This is a genomic window from Gordonia gummivorans, from assembly GCF_022513585.1.
Classification (GTDB): Bacteria; Actinomycetota; Actinomycetes; order Mycobacteriales; family Mycobacteriaceae; genus Gordonia.
Genome location: NZ_JAKWBF010000008.1, coordinates 93,271 through 112,732 on the forward strand (window position 1 = coordinate 93,271; position 19,462 = coordinate 112,732).

The window sequence follows — 19,462 nt, forward strand, 5'->3', positions numbered from 1 at the left end:
GTGCGCTCAGGAGTCGGAGCCGGCGGTCGAGGCCCCGGTCACCGAGCCGGTGAGCTGCGCCGCGAGCAACTTGGCGAACTCCGCGGGATCGTCGAGTTCGCCGCCCTCCGCGATCAACGCCATGCCGTAGATCAGTTTGGCAGTGTCCGCGAGCTCGGTCGGCTCACCGCCGGCATAGGCGTTGTTGAGCCCCACCACGAGCGGATGGTCGGGATTGAGTTCGAGTGCGCGCTTGGACTTCGGAAGTTGTTGTCCCGAAGCGCGATACAGCTTCTCCAGTTGTGGGGACATGGAGAAGGTGTCGCCGACCAGGCACGCCGGGGACTCGGTGAGCCGGGTCGACAAGCGCGCCTCGCTGATGTCGTCGGACAGGGTGGACCCCAGCCAGTCGAGCAGGCCCTCGAAGGTCTTGTTCTGCTCTTCCTTGGCCGACGAATCCGCCTCGTCGGAGTCGTCGTCGAGATCGACGGCGCCCTTGGCCACCGACTGGAACGTCTTGCCCTCGAACTCCGCGCCGCCGGTCACCCACATCTCGTCGACAGGGTCGTGCAGGACCAGCACCTCGAGGCCCTTGGCCTTGAACGCCTCCATGTGCGGAGAGTTCACGATGTGCTGTCGCGACTCACCCGTCATGTAGTAGATGGTGTCCTGGCCGCTGCGCATCCGGCCCACGTAGTCGGCCAGCGACGTCAGTTCGTCCTCGGAATGGGTGGATTCGAACGCCGACGCCTTCAGCAGGGCATCCCGGTTGTCGACGTCATTGACGAGCCCCTCCTTGAAGACGCGGCCGAAGTTCTCCCAGAAGGTGCGGTAGTCGTCGGGCCGGGATGCGCGCATGTCGCCGACGGTCGAGATCACCTTCTTGGTGAGGCGACGACGGATCGCCCGGATCTGCCGATCCTGCTGCAAGATCTCCCGCGAGACATTGAGCGACAGATCGGCCGCGTCGACCACACCCTTGACGAACCGCAGATACTCCGGCATCAGTTCGGCGCAGTCGTCCATGATGAAGACGCGCTTGACGTACAGGTGAATTCCGGTGGTGCGTTCACGCATGAACAGATCGAAGGGCGCCTGGCTCGGGATGAACAGCAGCGCCTGGTATTCGAAGGTGCCTTCGGCCTTCAGCGTGATGATGTCGAGCGGTTCGTCCCACGCGTGGGCCACATGCCGATAGAACTCGTGGTACTCGTCGTCGGACACCTCGTCCCGCGACTTCGACCAAAGAGCCTTCATGGAGTTGACGGTCTCGGTCTCGGTCACCGTGGTTGTCTGCGGCTCCTGCGCATCGTCCGCGTCGGCGTCATCCTCCGCGTCGGGGTCCTTCGCGATCGGGACGGTCTTCTCGACGTCCATCCGGATCGGCCACGCGATGAAGTCGGAGTACTTCTTGACCAGCTGACGGAGCTTGGCCTTGTCGGTGTAGTCGTACAGGTGGTCATCGGTGTCGACCGGCTTGAGCGACAACGTGACCGACGTGCCCTGCGGGGCGTCGTCGACATCGTCGATCGTGTAAGTGCCATCACCCGCCGACTCCCAGCGGGTCCCGACCGACTCCCCCGCACGGCGCGTCACGAGGGTCACCTTGTCGGCGACCATGAAGGTCGAGTAGAAGCCGATACCGAACTGGCCGATCAGCTCCTGGGCCGCCCCCGTGTCACCCTCCTGCTTCGCTTCGGCGAGCGTGCGCCGCAACTCGGCGGTGCCCGACCGCGCGAGAGTGCCGATCAGGCCTATCACGTCCTCCCGCGACATGCCGATGCCGTTGTCGGACACCACCAGGGTGCGTGCCTGCGCGTCGGGGTCGAGCGTGATGTGCAGATCGGTGGTGTCGACGTCGAGGTCCGAATCGAGCAGTGACTCCAGGCGAACCTTGTCCAGCGCATCTGACGCGTTGGAGACGAGCTCACGCAGGAAGCTGTCCTTGTTGGAATAGACCGAGTGCACCAAGAGATCCAGCAACTGCCGGGTCTCCGCCTGAAATTCGTGAACCTCTGACCGAGTCGTCATCTCCGACCTCCACCTGTACCGCTCATCGCCGCCCGAGCCGTCGACGATGACTCCTATCTGACGGGTTCCGACTTTACCGAGACGACCGGAACCGACTCACGGCACCGTCACAACAACCAGGACTGGCCGTCGCATCACCCGTTACCCTGAAGGTGCTACTCGGCTCCGTTCGCCGCTGCAGGCCGGGCCGACCGAACAGGAAGCCAGGTGGATGGGCGCACCTCGACTGCTCTGCGTGCACGCGCACCCCGACGACGAATCGATGTGGACCGGGGGACTCATCGCACGTCACGCGAGTGCAGGTGGCGAGGTGGATCTGGTGATGTGCACCTGGGCCGACGGAACCCGGCGGGCCCGAGAACTCCTCGACGCGGTCACCGCGCTGAAGATGCCCCGACCCCCCATCATGCTCGGATATGCCGACGACCGTGTCCCGGAGTCCGCCCCCGACACACAGCGGTTCTGCTTCTCTCCCTTCGATGAACAGGTTCGGGCGCTTGCCGGACACATTCGCGCACTCCGGCCCGACGTGATCGTCACCTACGACGCGTTCGGGATCTACGGACATCCCGACCATGTCCACGCGCACCGCCTCGCGTGCGCCGCGGCCGACGCTGCCGCGTGCGGCACCTTGTACCGACGCTCCGGTCCGGCTTGGCAGGTGAAGTCGCTGTACTTCGCCACCATCGCCGAGTGGATGATCGAGGAAATAGCGGCGCTGCTGTTTCCGACAGTGCCACGAGAACAGCTGCCCGGCACTCCCGCCGACGCGATCGACGTCTCGATCGACGTGACCGACTTCCTCGCCGAGAAGTCGGCAGCCATCTCCGCCCACCGCACCGAGATCGACCGCAGCCGAACGATCGCGATGTTCATGTCGCTGCCCGACGACATCCGCGGGCGGTTGCTCGGATCGGAGAACTATCAACGTCGCGACCTGGTACCCGGTGGGTGCGACCTGGTCTGATCGCGTTGACGATCGTCGACTTGGGAAGCACGCTCGGCGCTCACACGACCACACACCCGACATCAATTAGCCCATCACCGAACTCAACGAGTCAGCGACCCACGCGCCGCCTGCGGCGGCGATCGTGGAGGCGGGAAGAGGGCCGTGGAGCGCGGCGCGGCGACGATGATCCACGAAAAATAGGGGAAGAAACTCGTCCCCTATCCCTGGAGTCCTCCCCGCGAATTTTCTCGCGGACGACTCAACAAGCAGGGGCAGAAAGTAGGGGAAGAACCTTCCCCGACTTTCAGTGGCCCGGCGCCTCGCTGACGTGGCCCGTTCACCTGCCCTTCGAGGCATCCCTCGGCCGGCGCCTCGGGCACCTCAGAGAGCGGTGGGGTGGTGGACGCTTATGTGCAGGTCAGAGCGCTAGTCACCGAACTCATCGAGTCAGTGGCGTGACCGGCGAGCGAAGACCGCTGGCCCGCTGCACCCGCCGATCCACCGCCGCTCGAACCACATCGGGCGTCGCGATGATGCGGACGGCCTTCTGTGCCCGGGTGATGGCGGTGTACAGGAGTTCCCGCGTGAGCAGTTCCGAACCCGTCGGCGGCAGTACCACGGTCACCCGCTCGAACTGGCTGCCCTGGCTGCGGTGAATGGTCATCGCGTGCACCGTGGTTGCCTCCGCGAGAGCGGTGGGATGCAGCATCCGGATCTCGCTGCCGCGTCGGAAGGCCACCCGCAACGCGTCGGAACGGTCCGGCGCCGGGAGCGAAGCGAGCGGGCCGAATGTACCCGGCGCCGGGAGCGAAGCGAGCGGGCCGAATGTACCCGGCGCCGGGAGCGAAGCGAGCGGGCCAGGGGTTCCCGGGTCGACGATGACCACACCGGTGTCGCCGTTGAACGTCCTGGTCTGCCGATCGTTGGCGGTCACCAGGATCGGTTGTCCCGCATACCATCCGACGCCGTCGCCATCGGCGTGTCCGAGCCATTCGGCGATCCGGCGCGACCAGCCGCGGACCCCCCAGAATCCCTCCCGGTGAGCGCAGAGAACCCGATGTGAATCGAGCGCGTCGACCGCCGCATCCGCGTCGGCGGCCAGCGCAGCGGTACGCAATTCGTCGCCCCACGAAATGACGTCGTGCCGTGTGGCCTCGAGTGCGTCGGGTGCCACGAGTTCGATGTCGGCCAGCCCGGGGTCGGTGAGCAGGTCGAGGACCCGCGACGCATCACCGGCGTTCACCGCCGCGGCCAGTTCGGCAATCCCGCCGGCGAAACGGTACTCGCGGCGCAGCGTGATGACTCCGTCACCGACCTCGTTGTCTGGCCCGTCAGCGGCGCCGGTTCGTTCCACGAGGTCGGCGAGAACCGCACCGGCATCCACGGAGGCCAGCTGGTGCGGGTCGCCGACGAAGATCACCCGTGCGTCGGGCCGCGCCGCTTCGAGGACGCGGCTCATCGCCGTCATCGAGAGCATCGAGGTCTCGTCGACCACGATCACGTCGTGGGGAAGCGAGTGTCCCCGACCGAACCGCGGATTCGAGCCGGGATACCACCCCAGCAGCGAATGCACCGTCACCGCCTGTGGTGGAGCACCCGACGGGAGGCCATCGTCTCGTAGAGACGCCGATGCCTGGAGTTGTGCGGCGGCACGGCCGGTCGGCGCGCACAAGCCGACCCGGAGTCCACCGCCGTGCACCATTCGCAGGACGGCGAGAATTCTTGCGACGGTGTAGGTTTTGCCGGTTCCCGGCCCACCGGCCAGGATCGTGGTCCAGCGCGTGGCCGCCACGACAGCCGCGTGCCGTTGCAGGTCGCCGGCCTCGTGATCAGACGAATCCGGCTTACCGAACACCTCGCCGACGGCTGTGCGCAATTGTGTCTGGTCCACCTCGGGCGCACTCTGTGATCGTGTGTGCAGGATGTCCCGGATTGCTTGTTCCTGACGAAAGTACTTCTGCAGGTACAGGAGTGGGCCGTCGTCGGAGGTCATCAGCACCAACGGTCGGAGCGGACCAGCGTCGGTACCGACCACCAGCGGACTGTCGAGCAGCTCGGTGATCAACTCTTCTCGGGGTGGCAGTGCGAGGGACGGATCGTCGGGAATATCGTCGAGTCGGTCGAGGGCGAGGCAGGTGGAGCCCAGTCGGACTGCCCGAATCGCCAGCGCGGTGCCGAGAAGCGCGGGGTCCGAGAGTCGTTCTCCGCACATTCGAACCAGGCGCTCGGTGATGTGCACGTCGGCTGGGGCGAGCACACCTGCGTCGTTCCAGCGACCCAGGATGCCGCGCGCGCCGACGACCCGGGTGAGGTCGCCGGTAGAGCGTGCGCGCTGGTCGTGGTGCGACGCCGATGCGCCCCCGTTCATCGGTCACCGGCCAATGCGTCGGAGATGTCGGTGATCAACTGCACGGCTGGCTTCCACTCGAACACACCACAGCCAGGCGGGGTGTCGGGACCCGCCATTCCGCGGACAAAGTGGTACTGGACCGGACCGAGGTGGTCTGCAGGTCGGTAATCGGCGAGTCGCCATCGCAGATATCGATGCAGCGCAACTGAATACAGGAGAGCCTGCAACGGGTAGTGGGACTTGATCATCTCGGCGGCCATGGCGTCGGAATCGAAGTCTTCCACGACGAGGTCACCCGGTCGGAGTCGGTTTGTCTTGTAGTCGACCACCACGAACCGGCCGTCGGAAGTGCGCAGCACCGAATCTATGCTGCCGGTCAGATACCCCCGCAGGCGGTGCCGCGGAAGCTGTCCCAGCACTTCACAATACGGCCGCAGCGGGTCGTCAGCGGCGAGATGACGCCTCATGAGGTCGGCTATCGCGCCGACGGTGGTACCACCGTCGGCCGTTTCCCCGGAACCAAGCGGGAGTTCGAAATCCAATTCCGACAACCGGTTTCGGGGTTTGATCGACCACAGATCGCCGAAGCCGAGCGGAGTTGTCAGCACACCGGACAGGGCGTTCGCCAACACGTCGAGATCGACGGCGCCGCCCCGCACATCCGCCGAACGCGCACACAACTCGCGAACATGCGCACGCATGTCCGGCGCCGAGGTGTCGACGTACTCGAGTACCTCGTGGACAAGGGTGCCAAAGCTCGCGCCGAAGGGCAGACCGGACATCGGCGAAGGCGTTCCAGGCAGTGCGGTCGTGTCAGCGAACTCGGGTTCCGCCGTGTAATCGAGGTCTGCGGCAACCGGTTCGTCGTCAAGAGCCGTGTCGAGGCGGGCGCCGTCGGTTTCGCTGCCGGTCTGGATCGCGGCCTGCACCTGGGCACTCCCGTGCGGGATCGGCGCGGGCACGTCGGCGTGTCCCACCGCGGCGACGATCGCCGAGTACGAGGTCCTGCGCCACTCCTGATCGATCGGTCGCTCGAACGCCGCGACCGCCAGGTCGGGTTCGGGCTCGGCATCGGCGTCGGGCAATCGCTCGACACCCGTCGGCCGACCCGCCGGGGACACCTCGATCAACGGATTACGTTGCGCGAGTTCCCGAATCACGGCCACACACTGATGGTCGTCGGGCACGTCCACGGACTGCGCGACGGTCCAGGTCGGCTCCGTCGTGTGACCGTCGTCGTCGCGGCCCGCGTCCGCACGGCCGAAGATCAACCGATGCAGCGGGCCAGTCGGGGTGGTCGCGGTGGGAGCCCACCAGAGGACCGCCTGCGACTGCGCGCGAGTGAGAGCCACGTACAGCAGTCGGAGATCTTCCCCGGCGACCTCGGACGCATACCGTGCTCGCCGGTCGTTTCGACCCGGCGCCGCGGGTCCTCCGACGTCGAGCATCCGGTCGCCGTCGTCGTCGTGGTAGGTCAGGTCGCCGTCGTCGTCGATCCACGTTCCGTCCCACCCGAACGGCGCGTACACGATCGGGAACTGTAAACCCTTGCTGGCATGCACGGTCATGATCGCGACGGCATCGGTGTCGCGATCGAGGCGGCGACTCTGATCCTCGTGGCGCTGCCGGCGTGACGTGTCGGCGATCCGGTCCGTCAACCATTCGACGAGACCGCTGATCCCCTCGCCGGATTCGACGACGTGCCGGTTGCACAGCGCCGACACCTGCAGCAGATCGGTCAGCAGCCGCTCACCGTTGTGAATTCCGAGTACCCGTGCGGACACCTGCTGCGCGGCGATCAGCCGCTGGGCCATCGCAGCGAAGCCCGCCTGCGTCAGGAGGTGACCGAGTGCGGCGAATTCGGAACCGAGTTCGGCGGTCCCCGCTTCGGCGTCGTGCGCCAGCCGCTGTGGGGTCCACCCGAGCAGCGGGGTGAGTGCCGCCAAGCGCACCCGATCAGGGCGCGAGGGCTGCTCGATCGCACGCAACACCCACAACCAGTGTTGTGCAGCGATCGTCTGGAACACCGTCGACCCCGACCCGATGACGGCGTTGACCCCGCGCTGGGCGAGCTCGGCCTGCAACGGCTCGATGGTTTTGTTCGAGCGGACGAGAACCGCGATGTCGCCCGGCTCGACCGGCCGTCGCTCGCCCTCCACCTCGATGGTGAGTCCGGCGGTCAGTGTGGCGGTGATGTCGTCGGCCACGTCGACGATGACGCTTTTGCGCGCGTTCGGGGCGGAGGGCACTCCGAAAGAGTTGAGGGAGCTGAAGTCCTGCCGGGTGAACACCCGGATCCGCAACGGGCACACGGCGCTCGCCGCAGAGTGCAGACGGGAGCCGGAAAAGGCGGCCTCGACGGGGCGCACGACAATGTCGGGATGGCCGAGCGTCGCGCCGCCGTACAGGGTGGACAGCGCCGACACCAGTGCCCCGTCCGACCGTCGATTGGTATCGAGGACTCGCAGGGTGTCCGCCGATCGGACCGCGGAGAGGTAACTCAGCACCTCTGCCCCGCGGAAGCCGTAGATGGACTGCTTGGGATCGCCCACCAGGATCAACGTGCGGGTCCCGTGGAAGCATCGCCGGAGAATCTCCCATTGCAGGGGGTCGGTGTCCTGGAACTCGTCGACGAGAGCCACGTCGAATGAGTTCCGGATGCGGCGACACGCTGCTTCACCGACGTCTTTGTCGGTGATGATCCGGTGAAGGATGGTCTGCAGATCGTCGTAGGTGCGCAACCGCGACGTCCGTTTGCGGGATTCGACGATCTCACGCACCTTGGTCGCGAATCGGACGCGCATCCCCGCTACTCGTCCGGCCGCCCGGCCGGTGTCGAGTTCGGTGGGGTCGGGGGCCAAGGTCACGGCAGGCTGCCGCACGGCCGACCGCGCGATGTTCGTGGCCTGCTCGAAGGTGAATTCCGGTGCGTCGCTTGCCGAGAACCCGCGTAGGTAGAGATCGAGAGCGGCCTCGTCGGTGAGATCGTCGACCTCTTCGACGATCTGGTAAACCATTTCGCGTTCGCCCAGGAAGCCCAGGGTTTCCAGCATCCGATTGCAGAAGGTGTGAGTGGTCGCGATGGTGGATGCATCGAAATCCGACAATGCCCGCACGAGATTGTCACGGCGCGATCGCACGGCGTCTTCCGTTCCGGTCGCAAGCAAACGTTCCAACGGATCAGGAGATGAGCGTGCGGCCTCGGGATCGGCGAGTCTGTCGAGGAGACCACGAACGCGTTCGCGCATGCGTTCCCGCAGTTCGGCGGTCGCCGCACGGCTGAAGGTGACCAGCAACATCCGGGAGATGGGCACGCCATCGGCAAGTTGTCGTGCTGCGAGTCCGACGATCGCGTACGTCTTGCCTGTGCCCGCACTCGCTTCGAGGACGGTGGTGGCATCGGGCAGACTCTCGGTGACGTCGAAGGGGGCCGGGACGTTCATCGAATCCCTTCCGCGCGCTCGAGCAGCGGCTGCCAGATTCGGCGGGCGAGACCGCAGAACAGCGGTTCCTCCGGGTCGAGGTCGAGGGCGTCGGCAACCGTTGCGTCCGCAGGACGACGCACGATCACGTCATCGAAGGCGACGGTCGCCAGAACGTCCCCGCCGAGGACCAGCCGGACACTCGGATCGCGATGCGCACCATAGCGATCGGCGAAGCTTCGTTCTGCCGCACGCAGTCCCCACTCACGTCGGCGGCCGCCTGCGTCGTGCTGGGCGAATGCCTGCGCCGCGTCCAGCGGCAGCGGCAGCGGCGTGCGCAGCCCTTCGTCGCGAATCCGGACGAGATCGTGCAGAGTCGCGACGGCGTCGTCAGGCGGGGTGAAGGTCACGCGGGCGGCACCTGCACCGCCGACGGCGCGTCCGACGACGATTCCGGTGGTCATGCGTCCCGCGGGAACACTGCCCGACGCCGCACCGGCAGCGACGGCGACGATCCGAATCCATTCGGTGATCAGAGCTTTCGCCTTCAGCCGCGAGTAGGTGGCCGTGACGAGTCGCGTCCCGAACACATTCGGGACCGTTCCGAATACTCGGCGCCCGTCCGGCAGCGTGACGTCGATGTCGAGCATCGCCGGTGATCCGGTACGCACATCCGCGACGGCCTGATGCAGATTCTGCGCGACCTGAGAGATCCGAGACAGGGTTCGAGTTCCGAATGCGAAGGGCGGCAACGTACCTCGTCGTAGTTCCGCGGCCTGGCACTCCTCGATGGTCGCGCCGGTGAGCATCCGCGACAGGAACCGGTCGCCGATACCCCAGGCTTCCAGCGGATCGAGTGCGACGTCGAGTTGATCGTCGTGTGCGCGTTCTTCTCTCGGTACTCGGGTGCCCAGACGCTGCCGCAGGAAGCCGGCAATCGTATCCACATGGAAGTCGATCAGGGCGTCGAGATCGATGTCGGTCTCCGCCGGATCGGCGGCCGCCTCGTCGAGCGGCTCGGCCGCTGCCATCGGGCGGGTCGCCTCGGTCGGGTTGCGCAGGGCAAGGGCACCCTCGAGCAGGGCGGCATCGTGGCTGAACGGCGCGGCGACACCCGGCAGCGCACCCGCGATGAAGTTGCGCCGATCGAATCCATGAAGCGTGTGATGCCGGACCGGATCTTCATCGGCGTCGATCAGCGTCGAGACGGTGTCCACCAACTCACTCACCACGACGGCAGGTGGGATGCGTCGGCCCGACACCGGGTCGGCGCCGCTGTAGAACACCAGCAACGATTCGCCTGCCGCGCACATCGCGTCCAGGAAGCACTGGCGGTCCTCGTCGCGTGGGTTGCGTTCGCCCACAAGCGGATCTGTGCCCAAGACATCGTCGCCGTCGACTCGTTGGACACGGGGGAAGACCTCGGCGTCGATGCCGAGGAGCACGATGACCCGGTGCGGTACCGAGCGCATGGGCACCATCGTGCAGACCGTCAGTTCGCCGGTGCGGAAATTGGATCGCGTCGGTCGTCCGGCGACCAGGGCCGAGATCAGATCGCGTACATCGGGCAGGCGCAGCAGCGTTGCCGCGTCCCCGTTGTCGCTGTCGCGGTCTTCGCCGAATGCCTCGGTGATCAGCCGGATCGTTTGTGCGCGTTGCCAATCATCGACAGGGTCGGTCGTCGTCATGGTGTCCACGATGTCGATGAGCGCCTCGCGCCATCGGGCTGCCGGAGCGCTTCCGCTCAGTTCGTCCAGAACCGCGGACAGGCGTGCCATCAGTTCCGCGAACCGGCCGGCGAGGTCGATCTCGGTACTCTCCACCCCGGCCAGCGGCAGCGCGGTGCCCAACCACTCGCCGTCTTGTTCCTCGGCCACTGCGCCCAGCGTGATCCGGTCGAGGCCCGATTCGAACGTGCCCTGCCCGAATCCGGCCAGGCCGAACCGAGCACGCTGATCGACGTCGATCCCCCATCGAATGTTCCCGGTGGCCAACCATTCTCGTAGGCGGTCCACCTCGCTGTCGGTGAAGGCGAACCGCCTCCGAACGGGCTCGTGCCCGATGAGATCGATGACTTCTCCCGCTCTCACTCGACTGGCCGCAAGCTCGACGACCGCGGCGACGACGTCGAGGATGGGATTGACACGGCGGATCGTGCGGTCGGCGAGTCGGACGCGCAGCGCGAATGCGGGATGCGACAAGCCTGCTTGTCCAAAGGCCCCGCGGATGAGTGGCGCGAAGGTCTCGACATCGGGACACATGACGAGAACATCGCGAGGCTGCAGGGTCGGGTCGGCGGCGAAAAGATGCAGCAAGCGGTCGCGGAGGACCTCCACTTGACGCTCGGGACCATGACATGCGTGAATCTCCACCGACGAATCCGGTTGTACTGCAGAATCTTCGAGCCGATCGTCGCGAAGGCCGGTTTGCAGGGCGCCGAGCAGTGTCCGGGGTGCTGCGCTGCGTGCGGCATGATAGATGTCCTCATCGGCCGACGGGAGCAACCGGGCCTGCAGTTCTTGCACGTCGCGCGACAGGCTCGCGAGCAGCGGGTGCCCGACCGGCACCTCGGGACGGTCGGTGCGTCGTGGTGGTGCTGTGGCGTCCGGATCGACGACCGCTGCCAGTGCGTCCCACAGTGCGGGGCTCGGATGGGGCAGAAACAGGTGCACGTCGTGGTGATGCGAGGCCGCGACGATGATTTGACGGAACTCCTCGGTGATCCGGGTGGGACCGAAGATCGAGAACCGCTCGGGCAGGCCACCCGCGGCCGGATCGTCGCGGAGACGTTCACACAGTTGCGGTAACGATTCCGCGGGATGCGGCCGGCCGATCTCGTCACGCAGAGCGCGCCAGAAGTCGGGCTGCCATTTGAGGTCGGACGCGATGGGGCCGCCGGCGCCGTCTTCATCGCGTCCGTTCGCCCAGGCGGCGACCATCGACGGCCGGGTACGTCCGTAGCGTTCGAACAGATCGGCCAGGTGCCGGGCAGTGGCGAACCGGCGTCCGACGCGGGGCGAGGCGTCGTCGCCTGCGCCGATGTGTCGCGCGATCACGGCCAGCGCGGGGTCGGTGATCCGGCGGTCGAGCACTCGCAAGACCGGCCAGACGAGGGCTGCGGCACGCCACGGCTCGTCGACCGGCAACCGAGGTTCGGTTGCCGCGTCGCCCTGTACCGCTGCGACGATCGTGTCCACCAGGTGCGAGGGTGACGAGAAGTCGATGTTGGCCGCGATGCCGTCGGCATTCGACGGTCCGCAGCCGAGGCGGCGGGCCAGGTGCTGCTGCAGCCACCGCTCGACACCGACCGCAGGCACGGACACGATCTCCGCCTGCATGGGGTCGGCGAGGGGTGTTGCGATCAGATCGGCCAGTGCGTCGGCCAGGGTGTCTGTTCGCTCCGCGCGGTGCAGAAACAGCATGTTCGTCGGCGGTCAGTTGACGGTCGTGGACCGGCTCGCGTGAAAGGCCACCGGCTCTCCGAGACGGCCGCCGAGCATCTCGCGCATATCGTCCGAAATCGGTTTCGGTCGGCCGGATGCGGGATCGATGACGACCATCGTCGTCTCCGCAGAGGCGCACAGGACTCCCCGATCGTCGAAGAGGCGCAGCGCCATAACGAACGACGACGTACCGACTCGGCTCACCGCACTGCGCACGCAGATCGGCTCGGCCGTGTATTCCAGAGGTGCCGAGAACTGGATGTCCTGCCTCGCGACCAGCATCGAGAAACCCTCGGGCCGCTGCGGGAGCCAGTCCGCGAACGATCGGACCCGAGCTTCTTCGAACAAGCGCGCAAATTGCACGTTGTTGATGTGGTTGTTGATGTCCATGTCGCCCCAGCGCAGCTGCAGCGGAATGTCGAGGTGGTAGTCGTCGGCCACCCTTGGCACATTAGCGACGTCGGCCGACACGATCGCACCAACCCCGACACCAGCAGTCCGACACACCCGTACGCGAACGACGGGTCACAACGTCTCACGAGGTCGTACACTCACGCGCGGGGAGCATCAAGGGCAGGGGACGAACGTGAACATCGACACGCCGCGCACCCGCCTGCGACCGTTGGGCCCCGACGACGTCGAGGATCTGGTTCACCTCGACGGCGATCCCGAGGTCATGCGGTATGTCAGCGCAGGTGTACCGACGTCCCGCGCGGTGATCGAGGAATGGGTGCTGCCTCGTGCAGAGGCAGAACGCGTCGCGCACGGGACCGGAATGTGGTCGATCGTCGATCCGGCGTCGTCGTCGTTCCTGGGGTGGGTGTCGTTGCGGACGCCACGCCACAGCAACCGCACCGAGTTGGAGCTCTCCTACCGGCTCAGACGTGCGGCATGGGGCCGAGGTCTTGCGACCGAGGCGTCGCGTGCGGTTCTCGCCTTCGCTTTCGGCCACCTCGGGACAGAACGGGTCTTCGCCGGGACCATGGCGATCAACGTGGGCTCACGACGCGTGATGGAGAAGCTGGGCATGAGCCTCGCCGCCATCCATGTCTCCGACGAGCGTTTCGACGAGCTGTCCCCACCCCCGTCGGTCCTGGGTTTCCTGGCCGATGGCGGTTTCGATCAGGCCGAAGTCGAGTACGAGATCGTCCGGGCCCAGTGGACATTCTTCACCTCGCGATGGTCCGGTTCGACCGACCTCACCGCCTGAGTGGTGCTCGACGCGAACAACCCAGCATCATTGACTACCGTTAGTGGTTGTGCGGCGTGATCGCGACGGATCCGCCCGCGACGATCGAGTCCCACGATTCGAGCCAGAGGAGATGTTCTCGTGAGCAGCCCAACCCCGCACTCCCGTAAGCGTGTGGTCATCATCGGCTCCGGCTTCGGCGGTCTGTTCGCTGCCCAGCGACTGGGCAAGGCCGATGTCGACGTCACCCTCATCGCCAAGACGACCCACCACCTGTTCCAGCCGATGCTGTACCAGGTGGCGACCGGCATCGTCGCCGAGGGTGAGATCGCACCGGCGACCCGCGTCGTGTTGCGCAAGCAGAAGAACACCCGGGTACACCTCGGCGATGTCTTCGAGATCAACCTCGAGGCCAAGACGGTCACGTCGCGGCTACTCGAGCGAGTCACGGTCACTCCCTACGACGACCTCGTCATTGCGGCCGGAGCCGACCAGTCGTACTTCGGGAACGATCATTTCGCCGAGTTCGCACCCGGTATGAAGACCATCGACCATGCGCTCGAACTGCGCGGCCGCATTCTCGGCGCATTCGAGCAGGCCGAGCTCTCCGACGATCCCGCCGAACGCGCCAAGCTGCTGACCTTCGTGGTGGTCGGTGCCGGGCCGACCGGCGTCGAACTGGCCGGTCAGATCGCGGAGATGAGTGACAAGACCCTCAAGGGTGCGTTCCGCAACATCGACCCCACCGAGGCGAGGGTGATCTTGCTCGACGCAGCGCCCGCGGTGTTGCCTCCGTTCGGCGAGAAGCTGGGCGGCAAGGCGGCGAAACGCCTCGAGCGCATGGGTGTGGAGATCCAGCTCAACGCGATGGTCGTCGATCTCGACTACGACGGCCTGGTCGTCAAGGAGAAGGACGGCACCACCCGTCGCATCGAATCGCAGTGCAAGGTGTGGTCGGCCGGCGTGCAGGCGAGCCCGCTGGGCAAGCAGCTCGCCGAGCAATCCGGCGTCGAACTCGACCGTGCGGGCCGCGTGAAGGTGCAGCCCGACCTCTCACTTCCGGGTCACCCGAACGTGTTCGTGGTCGGCGACATGATGGCCGTCGACGGCGTGCCCGGCGTGGCGCAGGGCGCAATCCAGGGCGGACGCTACGCGGCCGACGCGATCAAGGCCGAGCTGAAGGGCCACACCCCCGACGAGCGCAAGCCGTTCAGTTACTACGACAAGGGCTCGATGGCCACCATCTCCCGGTTCAGCGCGGTGATGCAGGTCCCGATCCCGGGCACCAAGAAGAAGTTCGAGACCGAGGGCTACTTCGCGTGGCTCGGCTGGCTGGCCCTGCACCTCGTGTACCTGGTGGGCTTCCGGAACCGGTTGAACACGCTCGTCAACTGGTTCTTCGCGTTCACCACCAAGGGCCGCACGCAGCTGGCCGTCACCGAACAGCAGGTCTACGCGCGTACCGCGATCGGCCAGCTCAGTGAACTCGAGAAGAAGTCGATCGAGGAGACCGAGGCGGAATCGGCCGGGGCGACCCCGGAACCCGAGAAAGCCGATGAGTCCAAGCCGGCTGAGGAAAAAGCCGAGGCCAGCTGATCCGGTCCACACTGGTCAGCAAGGTAGTCACCAGGACTTCGGGTCAGCGACCCACCCGCCGACGTCGTCGGCGATCGTGGAGAGTGTGGCCCCGTCGCCGAAACCGCAATCGTCGCCAGAAACCTTCGGTGTGGCCAGAAACCGCTGGTGCGCCCGGGTTTCTGACCAGACACGCGGTTTCTGCAATTGCGACATGCCCACCAGGCGACTCTGCGGTCGGCAACTCTTACCCGAATCGAGCGGTCGCCGCGTCGGATGGCTGAGATCGGGCCCCGCAGCGGGGTCCTCGGGAATATGCCGGAAGCCGACGCTGACAGGCCCGATCTCAGTCACCGATCGGCGGTCTTCGCCCTGCGTCGAACGCAATGCAGGCACACGCGCCCCCAATAAACTAGGGGAAGAGAGTTCGTCCCCTACCCTTGGTGTCCTCCCCCGGAAATTTCTGGCGGACGACTGTGAAACCCGGGGAAGAAACTCTTCCCCTAGATTTTGCTGGCACGAGGGCATCCTGTTCCCCCAGGTCAGAAGGCTGGTCACCTAACTCTTCGGGTCAGCGACCCACGTCGTCGGCTCGCCAGGCCCTTCGAGCTCCGCTCGCACCTCAGGGAGCGGTGAGGGTGTCGCGTTTCCGCAGGTCAGAAGGCTGGATGCCGGGTCAGGTGAGGACGGCTCGGGTGTCTAGGGCGTCGTACAGTGTCCGGCACCGGGCGGCGGTGTCGGCCAGCGCTGTCGTCAGGGTGCCGCCACCGGCGAGGGAGAGGCGCGCCACGAATTCGTTCGGGTCGACGTCGTCGCCGCGGGTGTCGGGAAACCGGAACACGCTTCCGAATGCCCGGTGCGTGGTGGGGACCCCGGGATGTTCCCCGATGACCGTCTGATGACGCAGTAGCGGGTCACCGTCGAGGTCGACGGTGAGAGCGCCCTGCCACGAACCACCCGCATCGACCACTTGCCGATCCACCGATCGCCGACCGATCTGCGCGCGTTCGTGGATCGCGACGGCGGCGTCGGATGCAAGATGGGCGATCATCCGGGACCTGTGCTGCGCACCCGCAGCAACTATCGTCGGTTCCGGGTCGACGACGAGCAGGCCACCCTCGCCGACCGTCAACTCCCAACGGGCGGTCGAATCGGCACGCCCGACCGATGGCAACGCGATCGTCGCGGCGACCGAACGCACCTCGAGGTGGGCGCCCGGGGCGACCTCTACCCGCACGGAGATGTCGTCGCCACCGAGCGGGGTGGCCGCTGCACCGACGAGGTGGATGGTGTGACGACCGGTCTGACGCACCGTGATCGCGCCCGTTGCGGTGATCCGCGGTGACCTGTCGGGCCGGGCGGTGATCGTCACCTCGGTCTGCATGATCCCCTCAGGCCGACACCGTGGCGAGTTGCGTCCGGACCCACGCCAGGACGTCGCCCGCGGTCGGGTCCTCGGTCAACGAGATCATCGCCGTCGGCCGTCCCTCACGGACCCGTTCGGCATCCGTGCGCATGACGTCGAGGTCTGCATTCACCCGCTCGGCGAGGTCGGTCTTGTTGATGACGAGTAGGTCCGAGTAGGTCACGCCCGGACCACCTTTGCGCGGCACCTTGTCGCCGCCCGCCACATCGATCACGAAGATCTGGACGTCGACGAGCCCGGTGGAGAAGGTCGCGGTCAGATTGTCGCCGCCGGACTCCACCAGGATGAGATCGAGCGGCGGGTTCTTCTCGACGAGGTCGTCGATCGCGTCGAGATTGGCGGTGATGTCGTCGCGGATTGCGGTGTGGGGACAACCGCCGGTCTGGACGGCGGCGATCCGCTCGTCGGGCAGCACAGCGTGCCGTCGGAGGAAGTCGGCGTCCTCGGTGGTGTAGATGTCGTTGGTGAGCACGGCTACCGACAGTTGGTCGCGGAGTTCGCGGCACAATGCCGCCACGAGATGGGTCTTGCCGACGCCGACGGGACCGCCGATCCCGACGCGCAGCGCCTCACCGGGTTCGCGACGTCGCCGGGGGCGGTCGAGGTCGTGCGAATGCGGCTGGCCATCCATCAGATGCGGGGGCATGGGGTTCTCCTCTGCGTTGGTTGTCCGTCGGTCGAGACTCGGTCAGGAAGTGAACAGGGGCATGGCGCGACGCTCGTGCCGTTCGGCGAACACGTCCATCGTAGGGTCGGACAGGTCGGCCGGCTCGACAGCTGCTTGCGCCGCGATGCGCTCGCAGGCCACACCCAGATCGGCGATGACGAGTGCGACGTCAGCCGGGTCGAGCGCCAGCAGACGCTGTCCGGCGGTGGCCGCCCCGCTGGTGGTCGTGTACGCCAGGATCAGCGCGGTGTGGAAACCCGAAAGCGCACACAGGGATCCGATCGAGCCGACGATCACCGGATGATGGGTGCGCGGGGTGTGCTCGGCCCACTCGGTGTCGGGCCACATTCGGCGGGCCAGTCGCAGCATCCCGCGGCCCTGCGCGTAGGACGCCTTCCTTGCGGCGGAAGACGGTGTGCGCGCGTCCATCTCACGCATCGCGGTGGGGACGTCCATGGTCGCGTCGGCCACCGCCGCCGCGATCGACGCGGCGACCAGGCCGGTGGTCGCAAGCCGACGGTGCAGATGGCGCGAGAGGTCGTCGACGGTGCGGATGTGCCCATCGCTGATGGCCTGTTCCACCCCGCCGGAATGAACATGGCCACCCACCGGCAGTCGCGAGTCGGCGAGCGTGAGCATCATCGCCAGTGGCGAGTTGTCGTACCGGCCGGTGTCGCGAGATGCGTTTGCGGAAGTCATGTCGGATCGGGACTCAGAAGAGGAAATACCGTTGGGCCATGGGCAATTCGGAGACCGGTTCGGATTCCCACACCTCGCCGTCGACGCGCACGGTGAAGGTGTCGGGGTCGATTTCGATGGTCGGGCACGCATCGTTGTTCGGCATGTCCGCCTTGCCGGTCGAGCGGGTGTTCTTCACCGCGACGAGCCGACGGTCGAGGCCGATTCGGCCGGCGAGGTCGTCGTCGCATCCCGGTGCGACGAAGCTGACCGAGGTGGCCGCGGCGACCTTGGGCGCCGCCCCGTACATGGGACGGGGAAAGACGGGTTGCGGTGTCGGGATCGAGGCGTTGGCGTCGCCCATCGCCGCCCACGCAATCGCGCCGCCCTTGATCACCACGTCCGGACGCACGCCGAAGAACGCGGGATCCCAGAGCACCAGGTCGGCGAGTTTCCCGACCTCGACCGACCCGATCTCGTCGTCGAACCCGTGCGCGATCGCCGGACAGATCGTGTACTTCGCCACGTACCGCTGAGCGCGGGTGTTGTCGGCCGCGCCGTCGCCGGCCAAGGAACCGCGTTTGCGCTTCATCACGTGGGCGGTCTGCCAGGTACGCAACACGACCTCACCGATCCGCCCCATCGCCTGTGCGTCCGAGCCGATCATCGAGATGGCCCCGAGGTCGTGCAGCAAGTCCTCGGCGGCGATGGTCGACGGTCGAATCCGGCTCTCCGCGAACGCAAGATCCTCCGGCACGGTCGGATTGAGGTGGTGACACACCATGAGCATGTCGAGGTGCTCGTCGAGCGTGTTGACGGTGTGCGGCCGGGTCGGATTGGTGGAACTGGGCAGCACGTTGGGGTAAGCGGCGACAGTCATGATGTCGGGCGCGTGACCGCCACCGGCACCCTCGGTGTGATACGCGTGAATCGAACGCCCCGCGATCGCGCCGAGCGTCTGCTCGACGAACCCCGCCTCGTTCAACGTGTCCGAGTGCAGCGCGACCTGGACCCCGGTCTCGTCGGCCACCCGCAGACAGGCGTCGATCGCTGCCGGGGTACTCCCCCAGTCCTCGTGAAGTTTGAAACCCGATGCGCCGGCCCTGATCTGCTCGTGCATCGCCTCCGCGCTCACCGTGTTGCCCTTACCCAGCAACGCGATGTTCATCGGCCAACCGTCGGTCGCGGCGAGGATCGAACTCAGGTGCCACGCACCCGGGGTCACTGTGGTCGCCTTGCTGCCCTCGGCGGGTCCGGTGCCGCCGCCGATGAGCGTGGTGATCCCGTTGCCGAGTGCCTCGTCCATGATCTGCGGACAGATGAAGTGGACATGGCAGTCGATCCCGCCGGCGGTGATGATCTTGCCGTTGCCCGCGATGATCTCGGTGGACGGTCCGATCACCAGGTCTGGATGAATCCCGTCCATGGTGTCGGGGTTGCCGGCCTTACCCATCGCGACGATGCGTCCGTCACGAATACCCAAGTCCGCCTTGATAATTCCCCAGTGGTCGAGGATCACGACGCCGGTGATGACGGTGTCGGGGGCGCCGTCGGCGCGGGTGGCCCGGCTCTGCCCCATCGATTCCCGGATCACCTTGCCGCCGCCGAAGACCGCCTCCTCGCCGGCCCGGCCCGGTCCGCCGCTGCGGTCCTCGGTGACCTCGATCAGCAGATCGGTGTCGGCGAGGCGAATACGGTCGCCCGTCGTCGGGCCGAACAACTGTGCATACCGCCCGCGGTCGAGTGTCGCCAC

Annotated in this window: 13 protein-coding genes; 3 read left to right on the plus strand and 10 right to left on the minus strand. The window is 66.5% G+C overall.

Going from position 1 to position 19,462, the window contains the following annotated elements:
• Nucleotides 1-6: 6 nt before the first annotated feature.
• Complete coding sequence (htpG, locus tag MKW15_RS08355) at nucleotides 7-2,010, minus strand: molecular chaperone HtpG (protein WP_240857134.1); 2,004 nt, start codon at nucleotides 2,008-2,010, stop codon at nucleotides 7-9.
• Between the two features lie 211 nt (nucleotides 2,011-2,221).
• On the opposite strand from htpG, the gene MKW15_RS08360 reads away from it, so the two are divergent.
• Nucleotides 2,222-2,977 (plus strand): PIG-L family deacetylase, encoded by a 756-nt coding sequence (locus tag MKW15_RS08360; protein ID WP_240857135.1) that lies wholly within the window; start codon nucleotides 2,222-2,224, stop codon nucleotides 2,975-2,977.
• 421 nt (nucleotides 2,978-3,398) lie between these two features.
• Here MKW15_RS08360 and MKW15_RS08365 read toward each other — a convergent pair whose 3' ends face one another.
• From MKW15_RS08365 to MKW15_RS08380, 4 genes are read right to left on the minus strand one after another with little or no spacing between them, the layout of a single operon-like run.
• Complete coding sequence (locus MKW15_RS08365; protein WP_240857136.1) at nucleotides 3,399-5,327, minus strand: AAA family ATPase; 1,929 nt, start codon at nucleotides 5,325-5,327, stop codon at nucleotides 3,399-3,401.
• Complete coding sequence (locus MKW15_RS08370; RefSeq protein ID WP_240857137.1) at nucleotides 5,324-8,752, minus strand: UvrD-helicase domain-containing protein; 3,429 nt, start codon at nucleotides 8,750-8,752, stop codon at nucleotides 5,324-5,326. Before MKW15_RS08370 ends, MKW15_RS08365 begins: the two co-directional genes overlap by 4 nt.
• Nucleotides 8,749-12,153, minus strand: coding sequence for an exodeoxyribonuclease V subunit gamma (gene recC, locus MKW15_RS08375; RefSeq protein WP_240857138.1), 3,405 nt, complete (start codon nucleotides 12,151-12,153; stop codon nucleotides 8,749-8,751). Before recC ends, MKW15_RS08370 begins: the two co-directional genes overlap by 4 nt.
• Nucleotides 12,154-12,165: 12 nt before the next feature.
• Nucleotides 12,166-12,615 (minus strand): acyl-CoA thioesterase, encoded by a 450-nt coding sequence (locus tag MKW15_RS08380; protein WP_240857139.1) that lies wholly within the window; start codon nucleotides 12,613-12,615, stop codon nucleotides 12,166-12,168.
• 145 nt (nucleotides 12,616-12,760) lie between these two features.
• On the opposite strand from MKW15_RS08380, the gene MKW15_RS08385 reads away from it, so the two are divergent.
• Both MKW15_RS08385 and MKW15_RS08390 read left to right on the plus strand, forming a co-directional pair.
• Nucleotides 12,761-13,384, plus strand: coding sequence for a GNAT family N-acetyltransferase (locus MKW15_RS08385; protein ID WP_240857140.1), 624 nt, complete (start codon nucleotides 12,761-12,763; stop codon nucleotides 13,382-13,384).
• A gap of 120 nt (nucleotides 13,385-13,504) precedes the next feature.
• Entirely contained in the window at nucleotides 13,505-14,959 is a 1,455-nt protein-coding gene (locus tag MKW15_RS08390) for an NAD(P)/FAD-dependent oxidoreductase (protein WP_240857141.1), read from the plus strand.
• 27 nt (nucleotides 14,960-14,986) lie between these two features.
• On the opposite strand, the gene MKW15_RS08395 is transcribed toward MKW15_RS08390, so the two are convergent.
• The 5 genes from MKW15_RS08395 to MKW15_RS08415 form a co-directional block, all read right to left on the minus strand.
• Nucleotides 14,987-15,292, minus strand: a complete 306-nt coding sequence (locus tag MKW15_RS08395; protein ID WP_240857142.1) for a hypothetical protein — start codon at nucleotides 15,290-15,292, stop codon at nucleotides 14,987-14,989.
• Between the two features lie 322 nt (nucleotides 15,293-15,614).
• On the minus strand, nucleotides 15,615-16,322 hold the full coding sequence (locus MKW15_RS08400) for an urease accessory protein UreD (protein WP_240857143.1): 708 nt from the start codon (nucleotides 16,320-16,322) through the stop codon (nucleotides 15,615-15,617).
• Between the two features lie 7 nt (nucleotides 16,323-16,329).
• On the minus strand, nucleotides 16,330-17,010 hold the full coding sequence (gene ureG / locus MKW15_RS08405; RefSeq protein WP_240857144.1) for an urease accessory protein UreG: 681 nt from the start codon (nucleotides 17,008-17,010) through the stop codon (nucleotides 16,330-16,332).
• A gap of 42 nt (nucleotides 17,011-17,052) precedes the next feature.
• A complete protein-coding gene (locus MKW15_RS08410) occupies nucleotides 17,053-17,730 on the minus strand; it encodes an urease accessory protein UreF (RefSeq protein WP_240857145.1) in 678 nt (225 codons plus the stop codon).
• A 13-nt stretch (nucleotides 17,731-17,743) separates the two neighbouring features.
• Nucleotides 17,744-19,462, minus strand: a complete 1,719-nt coding sequence (locus MKW15_RS08415) for an urease subunit alpha (RefSeq protein WP_240857146.1) — start codon at nucleotides 19,460-19,462, stop codon at nucleotides 17,744-17,746.

Coding starts and splice junctions, on each gene's coding strand:
- MKW15_RS08365 (WP_240857136.1), bottom strand. CDS start 5,327: ATGAACGGGGGCGCATCGGCGTCGCACCACGACCAGCGCGCACGCTCT.
- MKW15_RS08400 (WP_240857143.1), bottom strand. CDS start 16,322: ATGCAGACCGAGGTGACGATCACCGCCCGGCCCGACAGGTCACCGCGG.
- MKW15_RS08370 (WP_240857137.1), bottom strand. CDS start 8,752: ATGAACGTCCCGGCCCCCTTCGACGTCACCGAGAGTCTGCCCGATGCC.
- htpG (WP_240857134.1), bottom strand. CDS start 2,010: ATGACGACTCGGTCAGAGGTTCACGAATTTCAGGCGGAGACCCGGCAG.
- ureG (WP_240857144.1), bottom strand. CDS start 17,010: ATGCCCCCGCATCTGATGGATGGCCAGCCGCATTCGCACGACCTCGAC.
- MKW15_RS08410 (WP_240857145.1), bottom strand. CDS start 17,730: ATGACTTCCGCAAACGCATCTCGCGACACCGGCCGGTACGACAACTCG.
- MKW15_RS08360 (WP_240857135.1), top strand. CDS start 2,222: ATGGGCGCACCTCGACTGCTCTGCGTGCACGCGCACCCCGACGACGAA.
- recC (WP_240857138.1), bottom strand. CDS start 12,153: ATGCTGTTTCTGCACCGCGCGGAGCGAACAGACACCCTGGCCGACGCA.